This is a genomic window from Persicobacter psychrovividus (assembly GCF_036492425.1).
Taxonomy (GTDB): Bacteria; Bacteroidota; Bacteroidia; order Cytophagales; family Cyclobacteriaceae; genus Persicobacter; species Persicobacter psychrovividus.
On sequence record NZ_AP025292.1, the window covers coordinates 141,254 to 162,528 of the forward strand.

Consider the following 21,275-nt stretch of genomic DNA (forward strand, 5'->3'; position numbering starts at 1 on the left):
TGCAGGCGCTTTTTTTAAATAAAGGGTTTGTAAAAGAAAAAAGGAATACTACCTTTGCAAAGCAATTTTGAAAAGGGGGCTTTCGAGACCCTATTTTTTTCTGTGATTGCAAAACAATTTTGGCTTCGTAGCTCAACTGAATAGAGCACTTGATTACGGCTCAAGAGGTTCCAGGTTTGAATCCTGGCGAGGTCACAAACACTTATTGGCGGTGTATAAAAGCTAATGAACTGGCTTCGTAGCTCAACTGAATAGAGCACTTGATTACGGCTCAAGAGGTTCCAGGTTTGAATCCTGGCGAGGTCACAAACACTTATTAGCGGTGTATAAAAGCTAATGAACCGGCTTCGTAGCTCAACTGAATAGAGCACTTGATTACGGCTCAAGAGGTTCCAGGTTTGAATCCTGGCGAGGTCACAAACACTTATTGGCGGTGTATAAAAGCTAATGAACTGGCTTCGTAGCTCAACTGAATAGAGCACTTGATTACGGCTCAAGAGGTTCCAGGTTTGAATCCTGGCGAGGTCACAAACACTTATTAGCGGTGTATAAAAGCTAATGAACCGGCTTCGTAGCTCAACTGAATAGAGCACTTGATTACGGCTCAAGAGGTTCCAGGTTTGAATCCTGGCGAGGTCACAAACACTTATTAGCGGTGTATAAAAGCTAATGAACCGGCTTCGTAGCTCAACTGAATAGAGCACTTGATTACGGCTCAAGAGGTTCCAGGTTTGAATCCTGGCGAGGTCACAAACACTTATTGGCGGTGTATAAAAGCTAATGAATCGGCTTCGTAGCTCAACTGAATAGAGCACTTGATTACGGCTCAAGAGGTTCCAGGTTTGAATCCTGGCGAGGTCACAAAACTCCTGAAGATGATTCAGGAGTTTTTTTATGCCTCATTTTTTTTATGCAGGGATTTTCAAAATATTGGCGGAAGTAGCCTGTTGTGAATGCCCACTAAATAGACTGAGCCTAAATCAGGTCTTTTAACTGAAATTTGACTTTGGTTCGATGGCCGTCTCTGCGGTACACAATTTTGACTTTCTGCCGTTTTCGCATAGATTTGAATAGCGTGGAGATGTTGCCCATGTTGGCTTCCACGGCTTTAAAATGATTGACCCGCAGCAGTTGGTCGCCCGCCATTAGCCCTGCCTTTTCGGCCGGGGAATTAGTAATGACTTTCTGAATAATGATTTTTGGCTCGTGCTCGTCAATCAGCTGAAGGACGATCCCACTCCTGTTATGCCTGAAGGGATTTTTATGGTATTTGCCTGTTTTCAGATAAACCATTGCTCCAGCGTAATCCAGCCATACCTTATAGCGCTTCAGCACCTCCCCGCCTATCGTGCCGTTTCTGCTGAGTACAAAAGTGCTGTCTTCAAGGTAACTTTCATCAGCAAAATTGGTGACCACCTCTTTGAGTGGCGGCAGTTCCTGATGAAGACTGATATGATCAATGCGGCCCATGCTTCCTTCAAGTTGTCCGCTGATGCTTAACCCAAGTGCGGTGTCGATATGCTTTTGGGGTGGGTTGAATGGCAGGCCTTCGTGGTCTTGCTCCAGGGTCAGCCCACTGCTTGCGCCAGTATCAATCATTAAGGAAAGGCTGTTCAGTTGTTCCTCCTCCAGGCGAAGGTCGGCGATAATGTGGGCTTTGGTGTGCCGAATGGTAAGAGGAAGGGCAATACTCTTTTTGGGAGGAGAGAAATGTTCCCGTCGATGAAAGGTGATCAGTTTGCGGTCGTAATTAATTTCCGTGACAAAACGACTCAATAATTCATAACCAATAATTCCGTGAACCATGGTGCCTGTAAGTGCCCAGAAATTCATGGGGTCTTTTTCGAGGATCAGCAATGCGCCATTTCGGGAATGTAACTGCCCGGCATCAAGATTAATGCCCGTGGAAATGTAAGCGGTTATGGGTGTCCTGTTGGCACCATAAAGGGTGATTTTTTTCTGATACGTGAGACCAAGTACCTCCGCAACAGACACATCTGTCAGGATGCTGTGTTGCACACCAGTATCAATAATAAAATTTAGGGGAAGGAATCCGTTGATCTGAAATTTGACAATAATCAGATTGCTCCGCAACTCGAAAGGGAGGCTGTGCCGTTTGGTGTTGTCGTCCAAGAAAAAACCAAACCGATTTTGGGCAGAAGATAATAAGGGAAAAAATAGAACCAGCAACAAGCTGATCGTACCGCGCATCATTTTTGGTTATCGGCGAAGTACTAAATCAGTGAATATACCAATAAAATTCAGGTGGAAATTAGGCGTCAGCGCCGTCTCCTGCATAAGCCCCTGTGTCGGAAATATGGTTGCAATCCGAGATTTTGAATTGATGATATGTATTTGACTGAGGGCAATAAGGCCTGTGGATAGCAGCATGGCGAAAAAAACACCTAATACTTTGTTGTTAAAGGACTTTGGATTATTTGGCTTTGTTGATGGCGTCATGGGAGTGTTTCGGTTTTTGGACAACGAAAGTAATTTAAATAAGAAAAACTGACAATACAAATGATTAGTCTTGATTGTTAGTCATTTATATCAATTTTTAATCCTAAAGGGGATTAAGCTGCGAAATCTGAGCTGATATGAAATTTATATTAAATAATACAGATGATTATACGCAATAATGTTCGTGAGGGATTTTTTAGCTGAGATTGGTAAAAATAATCCATTTGATTGAATGGTGCCCTAAGCGGCTGTAATCCGTGCCTGAGAGGGAACATCTTGAAGGTATTCTTGTTTACCTGTGGAGGTTGAAGTGTTGGTAAATTGTAAAATTTCAATATTCAGGACTGGGCATCTTTGTCCCATAGGGTAGGAATTTGCTGACACTTGCTGCAGGATTAAATGATACTGAATAGAATAGATTGGCTATGGCGAAATTTTTAGGATTGATATTAGGAGTATTTTCGATGTTTTTTTTCAATATGGCATGGGCGCAGGAAGTTGATACCGATTCCCTGAAGAACTATCAGAATGGTGCCTTTGTTGGTTTGTATGGCCGTATCGGGATCAATACGGTGGTGAATCACGGTCGTGCTACTGGAGCGAATTTCAATTTGAATGGCATGGGAAGCCGTGGGGGAAGAAATGAAGAGGGGGATTATTTTGAGTTTATTCCAGGTTATCAATTTCAGCCTAACCTAAAGAATGGCGACCGCACAAGGATAAAGATTGCCCTGACTTTCGCGATGTATTCTCGCTCCTCGCAGCTCATTACCTACGGAAGCACCAATCAGCTTTCGGGCCTGGCTTTCGCACTGCCCGAGGCGTATATTCAGGTAGATGAAATAGCCAACCTGCCACTGATGCTCTGGGTAGGTGGGCGGTACACCCGCGAGACTTATTCACAAACCAATGATTATTTCAATTTTGATGACCATACTGGGCAAGGGGCGGGAATCAAGTATAAAAATACACAATTGATGGCCTTGTATGTTGCCAGTCGAGACACTTCAGACACGGGCCCAAATTATTTTTACAATGGGGTGGTCAACAACGGGCAAGTGCTGGAGCTCCGACAGCGTTTGGTGTTGATTGGAGAGCAAAATTTCAGCCTGGGAGAGGATCACTCCTTTAAGGCACTTGCGGAATATCACCAGCTTGCAGAGGCAGATGACAACGCGGACACGGTGGGGGTTAATCCCAATCAGCTGAAATCAGCCAATGGCTGGGTACTCGGATTGAAGCATCGCTGGAATATACTGAATCGTTCACGGCAGACCTATAATACACTGACTGTTCGGTATGCGCGAGGGATTGCCAATGGTGGCGATAACGGCTTCTCGCGGACCTATTTTACTTATGGTGCTCCAGATCTGGAAGCGAATCATTTCAACCGTGCCTATTCGCTGTCGATTGTTGAGTCCTTAATCCTTGAATATTCTGAAAAATTCTCTTCAGAGATTTATGGCTTATACATGCGCAGCCGTGGTGCGGCAGCGGAAAGTGCCCTCGATGATCGAGGGCAGGCCGAGAACTATTTCGGCACCAAGGTTTACAATTTTAAGGAAGAGTTTGTTGTAGGCGCCCGAACGATGTTTCACCTTAATAATTATTTACACCTGATTGCTGAGGGCAGTTACCAAGGTCGGGTAAATGGGACAGATCCTGCCGCATCGGTTACAAAATTGACCCTTGCGCCTACTTTTATGCCTATTGGTCATGATGGTTTATTTGACAGGCCGCAGATCAGGCTGGTGTTTACCTTGGCACGATACAACGATTTTGCACAGCGAAGCATCGGCTCCCCTTTCCTGAATGTGGTCGGGCCAACACCTGTGGGTTTTTATGTGGGGGTGAAGTCGGAATGGTATATTGGGACTCCTTAATAAAAATAAATTAGTTTAAAAATGTATATAATTATAAATATAATTTTAAAAGTGGGGTTTAGTTATTAATATAGATAAGTATTTTTAAGTATAACATATCATGAATTGTAAAACTGCACTTAACCTAATTTCGGCTATTTTTTTGACCGCCTCAATGCTCGCTTGTTCACAAGATTCAAATTTGTTACCAAACGAAAAGGGAGGAATAACCTTTTCGATTAGTGAGACCAACCATAATTTTCGTCATGCAGATGTTGGGGAACCAAAATTTATTCTCCTATCTATAAAGGATATGGAGGGTGATTATATCTACAATATGCGGAAAATTGACCTATTCAATATGAATGGTCAGTACCTTACTGAAAACATAGAGCTTCCTGTGGCTGATTATACTGTTGAGGATTTTGCTGTTTTGGATCAAGATGCCTCCATCATTTATCTTACTCCTAAATCTGGATCTGAGTTTGAAGATTATGTTTCAACTCCTTTGCCACATTCTTTTAGTATAACACCCGATAATGTGAATAACGTGGTTTTGGAGGTTCTTCCCTCAGATTTTGGGGGGCTAGATAAATTTGGTTATGCCAAATTCTCCTTACAAATCGTAAAACATCTTAAACTTCGACCGAACAGTTCTGATGGAAAAGATGCACGAGTAGATTCTTGGTACGGAGATGAAAATTGGGGTGATCGAGAGGATTTGATGATTAAAAATTGGACCATTGATGGGCGTTTAAGCAGAACAAGAGCTTACCTTGACTTTGACTTTACTGATATCCCTGCAGGAGCGACCATTAAAAAAGCGTCATTATCTTTATATCATTGGCCAGAAAATACGCACTCAAAATTAAGTGGGAGTAATGCGTGTTGGATTAATCGAGTAACAGAAGCGTGGGGCGAAGGTGAAATTACCTGGAATACTCAGCCTTCGTTCACTTCGGTAAACCGGATAAGTATGGAAGCCTCTGAAACAGATAACGAGGATTATCTGGATATAGATATTCTGCCAATAGTCAATGATATTGTAAATAGTCCAGCAGGAAGTGATGGTATAATGATTCAGTTAAAGCAAGAGAGTGGTTACAGAGCCTTATACTTCTGTTCAAGTGATTATCATGATCCTGATAAGCGTCCAAAATTAGAGGTTATTTACAGTTATTAATTTCAGCGCTTATATGTGATTTAAAAGGGTCTTTGAAGGTTTTCTTCAGAGACTTTTTTTTATGGATAGGGCTTGGTTGTATTTTTCAACATATTCTTTACCAACGATTTGTTCATTGAAATTCTCAAGGATATGCCCTCTTGCCTCTTTTTTGATACAAACAAGATCGGCCTCCTGCGTGAGCCATAAAATCCCCTTTGCCAAGTCTTCAACAGACTGATAATCGGCGACATAACCATTTTCTTTGTGCAAAACAGCTTCCGGATTACCACCTGTTCGGTAGGTAATCACGGGAGTTTCACAGGCCATTGCTTCCAAAATCATGTAGCTGAGGTTCTCATGAAGTGCCGCAGTAATAAAGCCATCCCCGATTTGATACAACTCCCGCATGTCTTCCTGTGCGCTGATCAGGCCTAAATAACTATACTCAAAGGGCAGTGCCGTTAATGTATCCAATTGCGTACATTTTCCGAAAAACACCAGGTGCGGCGGTTTTATTCCCTGTGCAATGAGTTGTTCGATGGCCTTGCAGACGTCCTTAAACCCTTTTCGTGGGTCCAGTAAATTGGCAGCACCGAAGAGCAATAATGGCTGATGGAGCGGGAGTCCCCATTTTTTTTTCAGGCGATCTTCTTGATCTGATGGCTGAAACAGCGTGGTGTCTATGGGATTGAAAATTCGGTCGAAATGAAGCAGAGGAGCCAAAGCGGCACTTTTTCCCTGCGCTACGATCCAGTCGCTGACACCGATTAAGTGTGGGTGGTTCAATGGGTAAATCTCGCGCTTCTTTTTCCATTGCTGATGCGATAAATCGTGGCTGTGGGGGTTTCTGAGCAATGGACAACAACCGCATTCTTTCAGATAGCCATCGCAGCGATCAGCATAATGACAGCCACCAGAAAATGCCCAAATGTCATGAAGCGTCCAGACGATTGGTTTTTGAAGTAAAAACAGCTTTTTCATTCCCTTCATGGAAAGAAAGCCCTGATTGGTCCAGTGGATATGGATGATGTCTGCCGATTGAATTAAGGGATGGTTGGCAAGGTCAGCCCCAACAGTTGCAGAAGAAAAAGCAAAACGATGTGCGGCATCCTTCTCGTACCATAAAAAGTGCAGCTTCTCCATGGCAAGACGAATTTTCCATCCTTTGACCACCTGCATTTTCGGGTGGGGCTTATTTTGGTGTTGTACCAAAAAGTGTACATCCATTCCCTGCGCTTCCACAGCTTTAGCAATCCGCAAGGCAGCCATACTTGCCCCGCCAGTATCTCCGAAGGAGGTCAGAAAAACGATTTTTAATTTTTTATCTGCCATAGCAAGTGTTAAGCTAAGCAATCGGGAGGAAATTCTCTTCGATTTGCGTGGGAATTAAGTTAATGGGGCGGGTATTGTATCAAAAAGCGTACAGCTTATTTGGCGGCAATTTTTTGTAAAGCGGTTCTGAAGCGGTCGGCTACAGTGTTTATATTCACTTCATGATCAATGATATCGAGGCTTTTCTGCCCAAACTCAGCTACTTTTTCAGGGTTTTGCAGGAGCTCGGTGATTTTTTCAGCCAAGTCATTGATGTCATTTTCTTTAAAGAAATAGCCATTCTCCCCATGGCGTAAGAGGTGCCGTTCGGTACCGTCGCCCACCGAGCAAACAATAGGTTTGCCAAAGGCCATGCCTTCATTAATGGCCAGCCCACCCATTCCTGCGAGCACAAAAACAGCCGCCTGCATAAACTCCTTCCCGAGCTGTTCATAGCCATAAACGGCCCCCAGGAACTTCACGTGATCCTCTAAATTCAGGGCCGCCGCCTGTGTTTTCAGGTTATCGAGCTCAGGACCATTGCCAATCACCACCAGCTCCACCTCGGGAATTTGCTTTCGGATGATGTCCACTGCCTGAAGCAGATGATGTACTTTTTTCCACTTCACCAGTCGGCCAACATGAATAATTCGGAAAGGTTTTGGGGTATTCTGCGGATCAGCTTTGAGAGTGAGATAAGCCTTTTTGATCTCATCAGTATTGGGAGAGTTCAGGGTGACGTGAATGTCCTCGTGGGCAATGCCGAAGGATGGTTGTACGTTATATGCTACATCGGTATAGTTGATCGTGGCCGAACACTGTTTGTAATAGGCCTGCCGCATGATCGTCAGCAGGTGTGTTTTCAGCTTAAACCGCCAGCCACTGTTGGGCTGAAAGTGAAGGTTTTCATCGTAAATAGGATGCTCCTGATAATACTTCACTGCGCCATGTTTTGGTGCCACCATGAACGGAATCTCACGGATGACCAGTTTGGTGTTCACCTGTTGAATGGCACGTCGCAATTTGGGCAGGAAGGCAAAACCGATGATATAGGGCCACAGCGAAACCACGATTTCAGGTTTTTCAGTAATGATGATTTGGTCCAGGTCTGTAAGCTGAGGTTTGCCATACCATGTTTTGTATTCAGAGGTTTTGATCAGTTTAAACTCATAACCCGAATCAATCAGTTTGACCCCTTTACCGATGGTGCCGTTCGATTGGCCTGGGATGACCACCACCACCTCGAATTCGGGCATGGCATTAATTTTATTCAATAAAGCGACTAAATAATGGGGCAATCCGCCAAAGGTAAAAAGTACTTTCATGTTTTCAGTTATCAGATCATTGACCGTCGGCAAAGCTAATAATATTTGAACACTAAACTATTGTGGAAGGCTGTTGAGTGGGTATTTACCCATTAGGCACAGGTTGGAATGCATAGGATGGGATTGTTTTCGAATTAAAATTTCGAAAATTATGTCGGTTGGGGAAGTTGATATCGCCTTATTTCATCAAAAATAACTTATATTTGGTTATATGTCCCGACCATCAATTTCCTACATCAACAGCGATTTTTTTGGGTGGAACAGGTTCTACAGTAAGTAATATTTTTTGCTGACTGTTATTTTTCCTGAAGAAAATTAAAAATCCCATGTTTAAGAAATTAGCCGTGGCCGTCGCTTTTTCTCCTACCGGAGAGGCGGTTTTAGCAGAATCATTGCGCTTGAAAAAGCTTTTCGATGCTGAGATGGTCCTTATACATATTGGCGCACAGGGCAAGGCAGATATTGCTCAGCTCGATGAGATGCTTTCCCGTGTAGGAGTATCGAAAGAGGAAGTGATCCTTCGCTGGGAAGATGGCAACCCTTCAAAAAAGATTCTTGAAATTTGTACTGATGAGGATGTTGACCTGTTGGTTGCTGGTGCTTTGCGCAAGGAGAACCTCTTTCAGTATTATATCGGTTCCGTAGCACGCGATATTCTGCGCAAGGCGAATTGTTCGGTGATGGTGCTGGTATCGCCTTCTTCCAATCCTCAGAATATGGACAACATTGTGGTGCAATGTGGTGGTGGACGAAACCCGCGCAAGTCGTTGAAAGCGGCAGTGGAGCTGGCCAAAAAAGACCAGTCGAGTATTGTTCACCTGATTCGCGAGATCAAGCTGTATGGCCTGAGCCTTGCTGTGGCCTCTGAAGACTCTGAGGAAGAATATTCTGAAACGAGAAAGAGCCTTGTGAATGAGGAACTGAAGGAAGTGCAAGAGAAGCTGAACAAACTGAATGTGGCCGACCTGCGGGTGAATATAAAAATTACCGCAGGGAAAGCCGGGCACGAGTTGGCGAAATTTACACGACGAACCAATGCGGATTTGTTGGTGATGCAGGGAATGGGGCGCAAATTAGGGCTTTTTGACCGTATTTTCAGACAGGATCTGGAATACATCATGTCTGATTTGCCATCGAATTTATTGATTGTGCACCCCTAATTTTTATTCGTAGCGTGAATTTTACATGGAGAAATTAAATCATAGTGAAGTGATCAGCCTGCTGTTGCAGCTGGCCGTAATCCTCGGCGTGGCGCGTCTTTTGGCTGAGCTGATCCGAAGGATGAAGCAACCTGCAGTGGTGGGGGAAATTTTAGCGGGAGTATTATTGGGGCCGACGTTTTTTGGACAGATAGCGCCTGAACTTTGGGGTACCCTTTTCCCGACAAGCGGCTCTTCGGCCATTGTGCTTGACGGCTTTTTTCAGATTGCCGTCGTATTACTGCTCTTTATTGCAGGGCTTGAAGTGGAGCTTGACCTGGTGATTGAACAGGGGAAGAAAGCGGCCAACATCAGTTTGTCAGCCCTGATTATCCCTTTTATCCTGGGATTTGTAGGCCCTTATTTTGTGCCTGAATTCTTTGGGCTTGAAGACAGCGCCAACCACCTTGTCTTTGCCCTGTTTATCGGGACAACCCTCTCGATTACGGCTTTGCCCGTGATTGCGCGAATCCTGATGGACCTGAATATCTTTAAAACCCGAACGGGGATGCTCATCATTGCTTCAGCCATGATTATCGATATTTTGGGCTGGCTGATCTTTACCGTTATCCTTTCGATGATGGGTTCTGAAAGTGGACACATGGGCTTGGGAGAAACTATTGGCCTGACTATGGGCTTTACCCTGCTGATGCTGACCGTTGGCCGATATGTAATTGATAAAGTGTTGCCGTGGATCAACGCCCGCTTGGCCTGGCCTGGCGGTCTGTTGTCGTTATCTATGGCCTTGTGTTTTTGTGCTGCCGCCTTTACCGAATGGATTGGCATTCATGCCATTTTTGGGTCTTTCATTGTTGGTATTGCCCTGGGCGATTCGGTACACCTTTCCGAAAGAGCCAAAGAAATTTTACATCATTTCATCAATAATATCTTTGCACCGCTATTTTTTGTATCGATAGGTTTGCATGTCAATTTCATCGACAGCTTTAATTTATGGCTGGTGGTTGTACTGATTATAACCGCTTTTATCGGGAAAGTCGCTGGTGGATATACAGGGGCGAAAATCAGTGGACTGCCAAAGCATGACGCGCTGGCGATTGGTTTTGGAATGAATACGCATGGTACGTTGGAGGTGATTTTGGGCGCCATTGCTTTACAGGCGGGCTTGATCGATAATCAGCTTTTTGTAGCGATCGTGATCATGGTGTTGGTAACCATCATTATTTCTGCACCACTGCTGAAGATGTGTATTCAGCTTGGGAAGCGAGATGCGGAACAGGCTGCTCCCTGAGTCCGTTGAAAGACACAAAAAAAGCCAATGGGTCATTGAACTCATTGGCTTTTTTTTATGAATGACTAACTGTTATTTCGTTGTTCGTTTTTACCGGTTAAAATCCGACACTTTGTAAGTAGGCCTACGGCACTTCAGTCCAAAAGCCCTTTTGAAGAATCAGAAGGAATGTCTATCGCGGGCCATTTTATTGTCTCTTACCAATCACGGTTTTAAATATCAAGACAGTTTCCTTCTTTGTAGTAAATACTGGTCATGGTTTCTTCAAAACTAATGGGCGAATGGCCATGAAAATCAATTTTCCTGAAGCCAGCATCAAGGATTTTCTGAATCCCCGGCTGATATTCTGGTCGGTCGGAATTATCCCATATAATCACTCCTCTCGAGGTCAGCTTGCTCAATGCAACAGGCGCACAGGCATTGCGGTTTCGGCCATCAATCACGATAATATCAAAAGCGGTCTCTTGCTGCTGCAGGTGCTTGATGTAGCCGTTGTTGGTATCTTCTTCAAGAAAGGCTTTCGCATTTTTTATTTTGGCAATTATAGGAGAAATGTACTCGAAGTAACTTTTGTCGTGATCAACAGAAACAACGTGCTTGGCCCTTTGTGCAAACCATTTGGTGGAGTTGCCCATACCATATTCATAAACGGTGAGCTTCTTGGCAGGAAGAATACGCGCTGAAATGAAATGAATACAGGCATAGGAAAACCATGGGATGGGCTCGTTATTTCCATCAATCGACTGTCCCGTGAACCTGCTTTCTGTCCAGCCTTTAGGTTCGAGATAAAATCGGTTTAAAAAATAGATATTAAGTAACCGTGCCGTGAAACGGTTTTTACGCAAGGCTTTTTTGATAAAACTCATTTATAAAGTTGATTAATTTTCCGTATCGCCTTTATAAATAAAAGCTTGATGGTTAACTTGAAGAGCGGCGAATATTTTTTGCTTTTCCATAAATTTCACGAATTTAAAAAATAAGAGGCAATATTAAAGTGATCCCCGCAATGAAATTAGCAATCAATATTTTTTAACGGCACTACACAATATGAACAGGATCATTCAGCAGTATATGCTGGCGAAAGCATGGTGGAAACTCCGCAGATATTTCTCTATAAAAAAGATACCCATTGAGCGATTGGGCTCAGCATATGGGGGCTGGGTGGTACCCAAAGGGGTGCTGAACAGTAAATCGGTCTGCTATTGCGCAGGAGCGGGGGAAGATATCAGTTTTGATTTGCTGCTGGCAGAGAAATATGAATGCGAGGTGCATATTTTTGATCCTACTCCACGGGCAGTGGAACACTTTAAAAAGGCGGAAAGTGCCATGCGGCAGCGAAAGGCGATGTCGATTTATAATGGCGCATGGGCCTACCCCACTACGCCGAAAGTGTTGGAGATGGTGCAGTTTCATGAGTGGGGAATTTGGGACAGGGATTCGGTGTTGAGATTTTACACCCCGGCGGATCCCTCCCATGTGTCGCATTCAGCGGTAAACCTGCAAAAGACCGATCAGTACTTCGAGGCCCAGGTTTACAGCACTCAGCAACTGATGGACAATCTGGGGCATCAGCAAATAGATATGCTCAAAATAGACATTGAAGGGGCTGAATATACGGTGATGAATAACCTGCTGAGCGAAGGGCTTTACCCTAAAATCCTTTGTGTGGAATTTGATGAGGTCAATCACCCGCAGGATGAAAATGCGCTACTGCGGATGCGGGAAGCGCTTGAGGCATGGATTGAACGTGGTTATGATTTGGTGCATCAAGATGAATTTTTCAACTCTACCCTCGTGAGGAGGACTTAAATACCCCTTAATTGTCAAGGACATTCCTTATATTTGCAAGCAATGTGGCAGCGGCCTGCTGCCCATGATTAAATAAGCAATTCAAAGAATCAATATATATTTTTCCAAGATGGCTAAACAACAAGAAGAAAACGGCGCCTTAAAGGACATTATTTCGCACGCAAAAGAGTACGGATTCGTATATCCATCCTCTGAAATCTATGACGGCCTGCAGGCAGTTTATGATTACGGAGCATACGGGGTGGAATTGAAGAAAAACCTTAAAGACGTTTGGTGGCAGTCAATGACTCGCCTGAACTCCAATGTTGTCGGTATCGATGCATCAATCTTCATGCACCCTACAACGTGGAAGGCCTCAGGGCACGTGGATTCTTTCAACGATCCGATGATCGACAACAAAGATTCCAATAAGCGTTACCGCGCCGATGTATTGGTGGAGGAGTTTGCAGCCAAATTGGAAGAAGAAGGCAAAGCGGAAGAGGCGAAAGCTTTGGAGCAGGAATTGGGACGTTTGCTGGAGGCGGAAGATCTTGAAGCTGTTCGTCAGTTGATCATCGACAAGGAGATTGTTTGTCCAATCTCAGGAACATGCAACTGGACAGAAGTTCGCCAGTTCAACTTGATGTTCTCGACGCAAATCGGTTCAGTAGCCGATGATTCAAGTACCGTTTATCTTCGTCCTGAGACGGCGCAGGGTATTTTTGTAAACTTCCTGAATGTTCAGAAAACAGCCCGTATGAAGGTGCCTTTCGGTATCGCTCAGATCGGTAAAGCATTCCGTAACGAGATCGTTGCGCGTCAGTTCATCTTCCGTATGCGTGAGTTTGAGCAAATGGAAATGCAATTTTTCGTTCGCCCAGGAGAAGAAATGGAGTGGTACGAAAAGTGGAAAGAAAGCCGCATGAAATGGCACAAAGTGCTGGGTGTTCCTCAGGATCGTTTGCGTTTCCACGATCACGAGAAATTGGCGCACTATGCCAATGCAGCAGCGGATATCGAGTACAAATTCCCATTTGGCTTTAAAGAAGTGGAGGGAATTCACTCTCGTACGGATTTCGATTTAACACAACATCAGGAGTTCTCGAGAAAGAAACAGCAGTATTTCGATACTGAGATCAATAAGAACTATATTCCTTATGTGGTAGAAACCTCTATTGGTGCTGACCGCTTGTTCTTGATGACCATGTTCAATGCCTTTACAGAAGAAATGGTTGGCGAAGGAGAGAAAGCGAAAAAACGTACTTTCTTGAAGTTCCACCCTGCCCTTGCCCCTGTAAAAGCAGCGATTTTCCCATTGACTAAAAAAGATGGTTTGCCAGATGTAGCGAAAGAGATTTTCAATGACCTGAAATACGATTTCAATTTGGTATATGAGGAGCAGCAATCTATCGGTAAGCGTTATACTCGTCAGGATTTGATCGGTACGCCTTTCTGTATTGCAGTAGATCACCAAACTTTGGAAGACAAAACAGTAACCATCCGTCACCGCGACTCTATGGAGCAAGAACGTGTGGCGATTGCAGATTTGCGTAAAGTGATCGGCGAAGCGGTTTCTATTTCTAAGATTTTCCGTGAGTTGGAAGACTAAGCACTGCCTGTCATAAAAATATTTAAAGCGACTTCAGAGATGAGGTCGCTTTTTTTGTAACTGAAAGTTTGGGGTATTGTAGATCAATAATTCAAGAACAATTCCAGTAATCCGAATTTGCAGCAGGATGGGAAGTTTAAAAAAATGCGCTTAATGATGTTGATAAAGTACAAATTGATGTCGTTTTCCTGTGGAGGCATGAAACAGGAGTACCCCTTTAAAAAGCGTGTGAGCCTAATTTTAAATGAAAACAATCGGTGCTTAATGAGAAATTTATATTTTTTTAATAAATGTCTGAAACCTGCAAGCGCTTTTTCGAGTTATAACATTTATACATTCGATAAATTGATCAAACCGATCTAAAGAAATACATTCCATTCCACAAGAGAAGTATTTACCTGACAGCCACAGTCCACTGTCAGGTTTTTTTTGTTCAAAAACTTCTTATTGTCGGGTTTTGGGGCGAAAATCCGAGCATTATTTCAATTGTTGTTTATTTTACAACAAGCGTAATAAACTGCCGACTTCCCGACGTAAACTTGAACAATGAGAAGTTTTAGTGTCTTGAATTTGCATCAACAGGCTTGATCAAATAAGCTTTTTATGGATGAATTGGCAATAAATGGGGCTTAATGACTTAGTTGCACTTATTTGTCAGTTGGGAAAACAGCCATTGATTTGGGATGTACTCAGCTTTATAAAGTTCAATATTAAACTAAAAAACAGAGCGTTTTCTCCTCAAAGATTATCGGGCTACCTCAGCCGACCTTATGGAAGATTGTTTTAACTTGCTGAAAAATTAACATCACCTTGAATATCATGCTGCGTTCCTTTATTTTTTTGCTGATCGCAGGCGGTCTTTTTGCCTGTAAATCCACACCCAACAGTACTTCCGGTACGGGTTATCATCCGTTGATTCTCATTTCTGTGGATGGTTATCGCTTTGATTACACCGAGAAATTTCAGGCACCAAACATTCAGAAATTTGCTGAGGAAGGAGTAAAAGCCGAAGCATTGATTCCCTGCTACCCGAGCAAGACTTTCCCCAACCACTGGGCAGTAGCCACAGGTACTTATCCTGGTCATAATGGGCTGATTCATAATGCCTTTTTTTCAAAAAACTATCAGGCCACTTTTAAACTCGGTGATGCTGCCGAACGGAATAACCCCCGATGGTATGGTGGCACTCCCATCTGGAAATTGGCAGAAGATCAGGGGAAAATTGCAGCCTGTTATTTTTGGCCCGGCTCGGAGGTGGAGCATGCAGGTCACCTTCCGACTTATTACTACCCTTATCGGGAGTCCACACCTTTTAACGATCGGGTTGATCAGGTACTGAAATGGGCACAGCTTCCTGAAGGGGAACGGCCGGATTTTATCACTTTGTATTTTCATGAACCCGACCACAGTGGGCATCATTTCGGGCCAGACAGCAAAAAGACCAAGCAGGCAGTGGCCGAAGTGGATCGGGCTTTGGGCCGGTTGTTCCGCTTGATGAATGAAAAAGGGATTGCCCCTGATTATTTGTTAATCTCTGACCACGGCATGGTGGAAGTAACGCATGGAATTGATTACCAGGAACTGGCCGACTTCAATGGTTGCCAGGTGTTAAATGCTGGAGGCACACAATTGATGATTTACCCTGCCACTGAAACAAATATCGCGGGCTTGATAAAAGCACTGGAAGCTAATGCGGACGGGCGCTATCGGGTGATTCAGAAAAAGGATGCCCCTGAATACTGGCATTATACACATCAGGATGTGCCAGATTTTTGGCTTGAAGCCAGCCCGCATTATATGTTTGTGGAGGCAGGAAGAAAGCCGTCGGCGGGAACGCATGGTTATGACCCGGCAGTACAGGATACGCATGCGATTTTTTATGCTAATGGCCCGTCGTTTAAAAGGGGGATGACCATTCCCGCATTTGAAAATGTCAATATTTATCCATTGATGGCAAGGGTTTTAAACCTCAGCATTCCACAGGGCATTGACGGGAATTTGTCTGTATTGCAACCGATACTGGAAGAGACGCAAAAAAAGGCCACCACGGAATAACCGCGATGGCCTTTAGCTTAGTTGGCTTGGGCCTGCCTTTGGGCGTCAATTTTCCCGATCAATAATGACGGGCCGCCCGAAGGAAGGGAAAGTTATTTGTTTGCTCTGAAAATCAGTTGATCGTACTGTATTTCGGTGCCTCTCGTGTTTCCATCCAAATAAAAGGTGAAAATCCCCGAAAGGGCAATTTCCTGACCAGAATTCAGAAGACCTACTTGATTTACAATAATGCCATCAGCTACCAGCTGATAAGTCTTGCCATCCTTTTGCAGTGTACCACTTACCTCCAGATCATTTGTGCCAATCGCAGCGGCTTCATCACTTTTAAAAAGCTTTTCAAGCTGGTCTGCTGTTTTTGATTTTACCGTCAGATCGAATTGTTCGCCAGAAGCGAGGGCTACTGTGAAATGTAAGTTTTGTCCGTCAAGTTCAACACTTTGTTCTTTAATATCATCCGTTTGAATACTTGACGTTTTATTGATGGCCGTGAATTTTTTAAACTCATCTGCCTTAATTTCAATCGTGTTACTTTCCTGTTGGTCGTTTACCACCTTCAGGTACATGGCCCCCCCAGTGTGTGGTTTCATATTATTTACCTGATAAGGTGTGAAGGGCGCGAAGGATTTCTGATCCATGGAAACCATCAGTGTTCCGCCAGAACCGACGGGTGTTTCTGTGATGTCGAACGACTGTTCGTCGACCTTTTTATAAGTGATTTTAAAGTCTGCTAATTTGGTCGTAATCTCTTTTGTACTGTTGGTTTCGAGGACACCATTAACGGCCATCATCGCAGTGTAGGTAACACCAGGAAATAGCACGACATTGTTAATCACCTCTTTGTGGTCACCTGCCTGTGCGGGCAACTCCAATACTGGCTTGACATCCGAAATATTGGGATTGTCTTTTGACGTTTGAAAGAGCTTGATCTCAAAATTGGCGTCGCCTTTGGTGGCGTATTCAACTGTAAACCCATGTATAGTTGCTGCTGACAAAGCAACAATTTCTGCATTGGCCGATTCGGTGGGTGCGCTGCTGTCCTTGTCCTTACAGGCGAAGAGCAATGCAGGTAGGATGCAAAGGAGGAGTAGTAGATTTTTCATGTTATTTATTTTGTAGGGTAATAAATTTCTAAACGGAATTTTTTATGGTGGTGGTTAATTCTGTTTAAGTCAATGAGTTCAATCTTCCTTATTTTGGTAAATTACTACTATTCAGCATTCATGGAATTAGAATCTATTTAAACTTTTTCAAGATTCGATCAAATTTATCCTGTGTAGTCTCGGAATATTTTCTTCAAAAAATAGGCTGATCTGAATGCTGAAAATACTCCTGAACACTTTTGTTGGAGGTTCGAGCCTGCTAAGCCAGGCGATGAAGCCAACACTAATCAAGGGCAGTTTCCCTGAAGTGGGGATCAAAAAAATGCCTCAAGAGTATGATCTTGAGGCATCGAGATTGATGAAGAAGTTGGTATTGTTTGTAATTTTTCAGTTAAGTTATTGGAGCCATTTATCTTATAGCTCCATAAACATAACATTAAGATTTGATGAATAAAAGAAAAAAGTTAATAAAAATCATGTTTTTCTATATTTTAACTCTTTTTATTCCTTAGCCAAGTCGGTGAAGCAAAACTGATCTCCGTCAAATAGTCCTTTATCGCTTAATTTAAGAGATGGGATGACCAGCAGCGCCATGAAAGATAATGTCATGAATGGTGCGTTCAATGTACCCCCCATGGCTTTCACCATTTTGTCCACGGCCATATATCGTTGTGCCGCTTCATAGCCATTGATATTGGTCATCAGGCCAGCTACAGGTAAAGGTAAAACGGTTTGATCTTCTCCATCGAAAGCACAAACGCCACCCCGAGATTCGATGATGATGTTCACTGCACGGCAAAGGGATTCGTCATCTGTTCCTACGGCAATAATATTATGAGAATCATGCGCTACGGAAGAGGCAATAGCACCCTTTTTCAGTCCGAAATTTTTAATGAAAGCTTTGGCAACAGGCGCTTTTTTGTACCTGTTCACCACCACCATTTTCAGGACATCCCGTTCGGTATCCGATACATATTGGCCATCTTCAATTTTAGCCTCCATGGTCAGGGCATTGGTAATGAGTTCGCCTTCAAGGCACTCGATCACGTTGATTTTTTTCGCTGAAGCAGGAATGGCAAAATCTTCTACGACCTTTGGGGCACACGAAAAATTGTTGATGGGTGTGCACGGAACAGATTTTAATAAAGTGGTGCCATGTTCAGCCACCAGCTCCCCGTTGATGTAAGTTTTCTGAATGTTGAACTCCTCAAGGTTATCTACAATAATCAGATCAGCAGGGTCACCTTCCTGCAACAACCCGATGTCCAGGTCATAGTGTTTGATGGCATTGTAACTTGCCGCACGAAGCACATCAAAAAGGTCGTGGCCTTTGGCCAGTGCACGTTTTACGTGATCGTTCAGGTGATTTTCAATCAGGTTGTCAGGGTGCTTGTCATCACAGCAAAACATCACCTGCTCAGGGTGATCTTTGAGTAAATCCACCAAAGCTTCAAAGTTTTTTGCAGCACTTCCCTCACGGATTTGCACTTTCATGCCTGCCTGAATTTTGTCTAATCCTTCCTGATAAGTGAAGCATTCGTGATCTGTACTGATACCTGCATCGGCATAAGCTTTTGCCTGTTCGCCCTTCAGTCCAGGGGCGTGGCCATCGATCGGTTTGCCGTAAGCTTTGGCGATATCAAGTTTACGGACACAGTCCTCATCCTTGTTCAGCACCCCAGGCCAGTTCATGAACTCGGTCATGTATTTCAGCCCATCTTTTTTGAACAGGGTATCAACGTCCTCGGGAGTGATGGTCGCCCCCGCTGTTTCGAATTGTGTAGCGGGTACACATGGCGGCACACCAAAATTAATTTTGAAGTTGGTTTGTTTGGCATTGTTGATCATGAAGCGGATGCCCATGATGCCCATCACATTGCCGATCTCGTGCGGGTCTGAAACGGTTCCTACAGTTCCATGCACTACGGCAAGTCTTGCAAATTCCGAGGGAATCAACATGGAGCTTTCAATATGAACATGGGCGTCCACAAAGCCAGGCATGATATAATGCGCTGGAGCTTCCTTGATTTTTCGGATTGACTTGATGCGTTGTTGATCTATTTTGATTTCTGCAGGATAGATGATCTTTTGATGAAGATCAACCAGTTGTCCTTTAATTATTTTCATAGTTCCCTGTAAGTAAGCAATATAATGGCTATAGTCCTGAAGTATGGACAGGCTTAAAAGTGAACAAATTTAAAGGCTTAAGGGATAAAAGAAAATAAAATCAGTGGCTAAGGACTAAATTATTGATAAACATCCTTGAGCTCAAAAAAGGCTTTCGACTTTTTGTAAGCAATGAATAATTTTTTCATGTAATCATTATAATAGACCGTCAGGGCACGAAGCATTTTATTTTCAATCTCTGGGTATTTTTCAAAAATATCGTGGAGGTCTGAGGCTGGAATAGCATAGATTTCCGCCTTGGTGCTTGTAACGATGGTGTGGTGGAGTCGGTGGGTGTGTGGCAAGAGGGCATTTTTTCCGAAAGCCCCATACGCACCAATTCTGCCGAGTTCCTCAAAGTTTCCTTCGATATCCACAGACATGCTTACTTCGCCATTTTTGATGATATACAGCACCTGGCTGGGATCATTTCTGAAAAATATGGCTTCATCTTTTTGGTACTCCCTCAGGTATAGAAAGGGTTTGAATTCCGAAAGCTCACGGTAATTGAGCTCAGCAAGCAAAGGGCAATTTTGCAGAAAATCGTAAAGTTGAATGTCTTCGTCAGAATAAGGTTTTTTAAAGAGACCTTTCATAAAGATTGTTTTTGTACACGCCAAATATTAGTTGTTGAATCGGTGATTTTAAATCGGTCGTCGGGGCGATAGCCAACAACCCAGATAATTTTCCCATTGCTTTCGAGCACCATGCAGCGCTCTTTTAGCGGCAAGGGAACTTTTTGATCGATCAGAAAATCACTGATTTTCTTTTTGCCTCTCATTCCCAACGGCTGAAACTTATCGCCGAGTTGCCAGGGGCGAAGTTTCAGTGGAAATTCAATTTTATCAAGGTCGAAAGCCCCAATGTCGGGAACTCTTTCTAATTGATAATCATTTTTGGCCATCTTTTCAAAAGATAATTTAAAATCTTGGCTGACCAAAGACTGATCGTCAATTTTGACCTCGATGGTGCGTAAATCCTGCTGTTGTTCCTGATAAATCAAATGGTGCCTGTCGGTAAACAGTCGGCCATTTTTACCTTCAAATTGTTTTCCGGCAGGGCTTTTCAGGTGTTGCGCAATTTGTTCAATAACGGCAAAGGAAAAACCCATCGGGCGAAGCCAGTATTCTAATAACAAAATTGGGGAGGCTTGTTCAGCAATTATACCCTTGTCCATCCAAATCTGCTGTGCTTGCTGTTTCCATGCCTTGACCTTGAGCTCTTCAGCCCATTGCAATAACTGTTTGTGAGCTTCGGAAATTCGGTACTGTGTCGCGGCGAAAGTCTTTTCAAGCTCAGGGTTAATGTGTTTAAGTTCAGGAATGATATGATGTCGTATTCTGTTGCGCTGATATTTCACCTCCAGGTTACTTTCGTCTTCCCTGTACGCTATTTGATGCAAATCGGCATAATCTTGCAATTGTTTTCTGCTGAAATCCAGCAAAGGGCGAATCAGCTGCCCTCTTTGGGTTTGCATGCCTTTAATGCCTGCTATTCCGCAACCTTTGGCCGTATTGAACAGAAAGGTTTCGAGCTGGTCGTTGAGGTGGTGTGCCGTAGCGACATAAGCGTACTGGTGGGTGTTTACCAAATTCTCGAAGAACTGATAACGTAAAGTTCTGGCCACCATTTCGATGGATCCTCCCTGTTTTTGAGCCTCCGAGCGGGTATCCCATGTGGTACAATGCAAGGGTATTTGCAGTTGTTCAGCCGTTTTCCTGACCAGTAATTCATCGAGTTCGGAGGCGGTTCCTCTAAGTTGAAAATTACAGTGCGCAATGGTGACAGGTAAGTGGTGCTGGCAAAATAAATGGAGCAATACCATGGAATCAAGCCCACCACTGACAGCCAACAGATAGGGCTTTTCTGGGCTGTAAAGCCCCTTGGCTTTTAATTGTGCTAAAAACGCATTAAGGATCATGGGATTATTGGCGGAATAGCGGATGGATTTATTAAATTTGGTGGAATTTACCAAAATTACAAGAG

General features: G+C 43.6%; 16 protein-coding genes and 7 tRNA genes. 15 read left to right on the top strand and 8 right to left on the bottom strand.

From position 1 onward, the window contains the following. The first annotated feature begins 121 nt into the window (after positions 1–121). The 7 genes from AABK40_RS00555 (at position 122) to AABK40_RS00585 (ending at position 861) form a co-directional block, all read left to right on the top strand. Positions 122–195: transfer RNA gene (locus AABK40_RS00555), tRNA-Arg, on the top strand. A gap of 37 nt (positions 196–232) precedes the next feature. After that, positions 233–306: transfer RNA gene (locus AABK40_RS00560), tRNA-Arg, on the top strand. A gap of 37 nt (positions 307–343) precedes the next feature. Next, positions 344–417: transfer RNA gene (locus tag AABK40_RS00565), tRNA-Arg, on the top strand. 37 nt (positions 418–454) lie between these two features. Further along, positions 455–528, top strand: a tRNA-Arg gene (locus AABK40_RS00570). Positions 529–565: 37 nt separating this feature from the next. After that, positions 566–639 (top strand) — tRNA-Arg (locus AABK40_RS00575). Between the two features lie 37 nt (positions 640–676). Beyond that, positions 677–750, top strand: a tRNA-Arg gene (locus AABK40_RS00580). Positions 751–787: 37 nt separating this feature from the next. Next, positions 788–861, top strand: a tRNA-Arg gene (locus AABK40_RS00585). A 114-nt stretch (positions 862–975) separates the two neighbouring features. Here the strand turns inward: AABK40_RS00585 and AABK40_RS00590 are convergent. Continuing rightward, positions 976–2,214, bottom strand: coding sequence for an aspartyl protease family protein (locus AABK40_RS00590; RefSeq protein WP_338397380.1), 1,239 nt, complete (start codon positions 2,212–2,214; stop codon positions 976–978). A gap of 671 nt (positions 2,215–2,885) precedes the next feature. On the opposite strand from AABK40_RS00590, the gene AABK40_RS00595 reads away from it, so the two are divergent. Beyond that, positions 2,886–4,343, top strand: coding sequence for a carbohydrate porin (locus AABK40_RS00595; protein WP_338397381.1), 1,458 nt, complete (start codon positions 2,886–2,888; stop codon positions 4,341–4,343). Between the two features lie 100 nt (positions 4,344–4,443). Then, positions 4,444–5,505, top strand: coding sequence for a DNRLRE domain-containing protein (locus AABK40_RS00600; protein ID WP_338397382.1), 1,062 nt, complete (start codon positions 4,444–4,446; stop codon positions 5,503–5,505). 45 nt (positions 5,506–5,550) lie between these two features. On the opposite strand, the gene AABK40_RS00605 is transcribed toward AABK40_RS00600, so the two are convergent. Next, positions 5,551–6,819 (bottom strand): glycosyltransferase, encoded by a 1,269-nt coding sequence (locus AABK40_RS00605; RefSeq protein WP_338397383.1) that lies wholly within the window; start codon positions 6,817–6,819, stop codon positions 5,551–5,553. Positions 6,820–6,914: 95 nt separating this feature from the next. Continuing rightward, a complete protein-coding gene (locus tag AABK40_RS00610) occupies positions 6,915–8,123 on the bottom strand; it encodes a glycosyltransferase (protein ID WP_338397384.1) in 1,209 nt (402 codons plus the stop codon). 326 nt (positions 8,124–8,449) lie between these two features. Between AABK40_RS00610 and AABK40_RS00615 the strand changes: the two genes are divergently transcribed. Together AABK40_RS00615 and AABK40_RS00620 are read left to right on the top strand one after the other, a co-directional pair. Further along, positions 8,450–9,283: a universal stress protein gene (locus tag AABK40_RS00615; protein WP_338397385.1), complete on the top strand. Its 834-nt coding sequence runs from the start codon at positions 8,450–8,452 to the stop codon at positions 9,281–9,283. Positions 9,284–9,308: 25 nt separating this feature from the next. Further along, positions 9,309–10,571, top strand: coding sequence for a cation:proton antiporter (locus AABK40_RS00620; protein WP_332922196.1), 1,263 nt, complete (start codon positions 9,309–9,311; stop codon positions 10,569–10,571). A 212-nt stretch (positions 10,572–10,783) separates the two neighbouring features. Here the strand turns inward: AABK40_RS00620 and AABK40_RS00625 are convergent, their stop codons facing one another. Next, complete coding sequence (locus AABK40_RS00625) at positions 10,784–11,437, bottom strand: O-methyltransferase (protein WP_338397386.1); 654 nt, start codon at positions 11,435–11,437, stop codon at positions 10,784–10,786. Between the two features lie 181 nt (positions 11,438–11,618). Here AABK40_RS00625 and AABK40_RS00630 point away from each other — a divergent pair, with 181 nt between their 5' ends. From AABK40_RS00630 to AABK40_RS00640, 3 genes are all read left to right on the top strand, one after another. Beyond that, the gene (locus AABK40_RS00630; RefSeq protein ID WP_338397387.1) at positions 11,619–12,380 is read left to right on the top strand and encodes an FkbM family methyltransferase; all 762 of its coding nucleotides are present in this window, start codon (positions 11,619–11,621) and stop codon (positions 12,378–12,380) included. A 109-nt stretch (positions 12,381–12,489) separates the two neighbouring features. Then, a complete protein-coding gene (locus AABK40_RS00635; RefSeq protein ID WP_338397388.1) occupies positions 12,490–13,968 on the top strand; it encodes a glycine--tRNA ligase in 1,479 nt (492 codons plus the stop codon). An 819-nt stretch (positions 13,969–14,787) separates the two neighbouring features. Next, positions 14,788–16,023, top strand: a complete 1,236-nt coding sequence (locus tag AABK40_RS00640; RefSeq protein ID WP_338397389.1) for an alkaline phosphatase family protein — start codon at positions 14,788–14,790, stop codon at positions 16,021–16,023. 92 nt (positions 16,024–16,115) lie between these two features. Here the strand turns inward: AABK40_RS00640 and AABK40_RS00645 are convergent, their stop codons facing one another. Next, positions 16,116–17,123 carry a hypothetical protein gene (locus AABK40_RS00645; protein ID WP_338397390.1) on the bottom strand — a complete coding sequence of 336 codons (1,008 nt, stop codon included), beginning with the start codon at positions 17,121–17,123 and terminating at the stop codon, positions 16,116–16,118. A gap of 214 nt (positions 17,124–17,337) precedes the next feature. Here AABK40_RS00645 and AABK40_RS00650 point away from each other — a divergent pair, with 214 nt between their 5' ends. Continuing rightward, positions 17,338–17,577: a hypothetical protein gene (locus AABK40_RS00650; protein WP_338397391.1), complete on the top strand. Its 240-nt coding sequence runs from the start codon at positions 17,338–17,340 to the stop codon at positions 17,575–17,577. A gap of 47 nt (positions 17,578–17,624) precedes the next feature. Here the strand turns inward: AABK40_RS00650 and ade are convergent, their stop codons facing one another. The 3 genes from ade to tilS all read right to left on the bottom strand — a co-directional run bounded on the left by ade (position 17,625) and on the right by tilS (position 21,264). Continuing rightward, complete coding sequence (ade, locus tag AABK40_RS00655) at positions 17,625–19,250, bottom strand: adenine deaminase (protein WP_332922189.1); 1,626 nt, start codon at positions 19,248–19,250, stop codon at positions 17,625–17,627. 119 nt (positions 19,251–19,369) lie between these two features. Continuing rightward, positions 19,370–19,885 (bottom strand): Crp/Fnr family transcriptional regulator, encoded by a 516-nt coding sequence (locus AABK40_RS00660; protein WP_332922188.1) that lies wholly within the window; start codon positions 19,883–19,885, stop codon positions 19,370–19,372. Beyond that, positions 19,882–21,264 (bottom strand): tRNA lysidine(34) synthetase TilS, encoded by a 1,383-nt coding sequence (tilS, locus tag AABK40_RS00665; RefSeq protein ID WP_338397392.1) that lies wholly within the window; start codon positions 21,262–21,264, stop codon positions 19,882–19,884. The genes AABK40_RS00660 and tilS overlap by 4 nt, the downstream gene beginning before the upstream one ends. Positions 21,265–21,275: the final 11 nt, after the last annotated feature.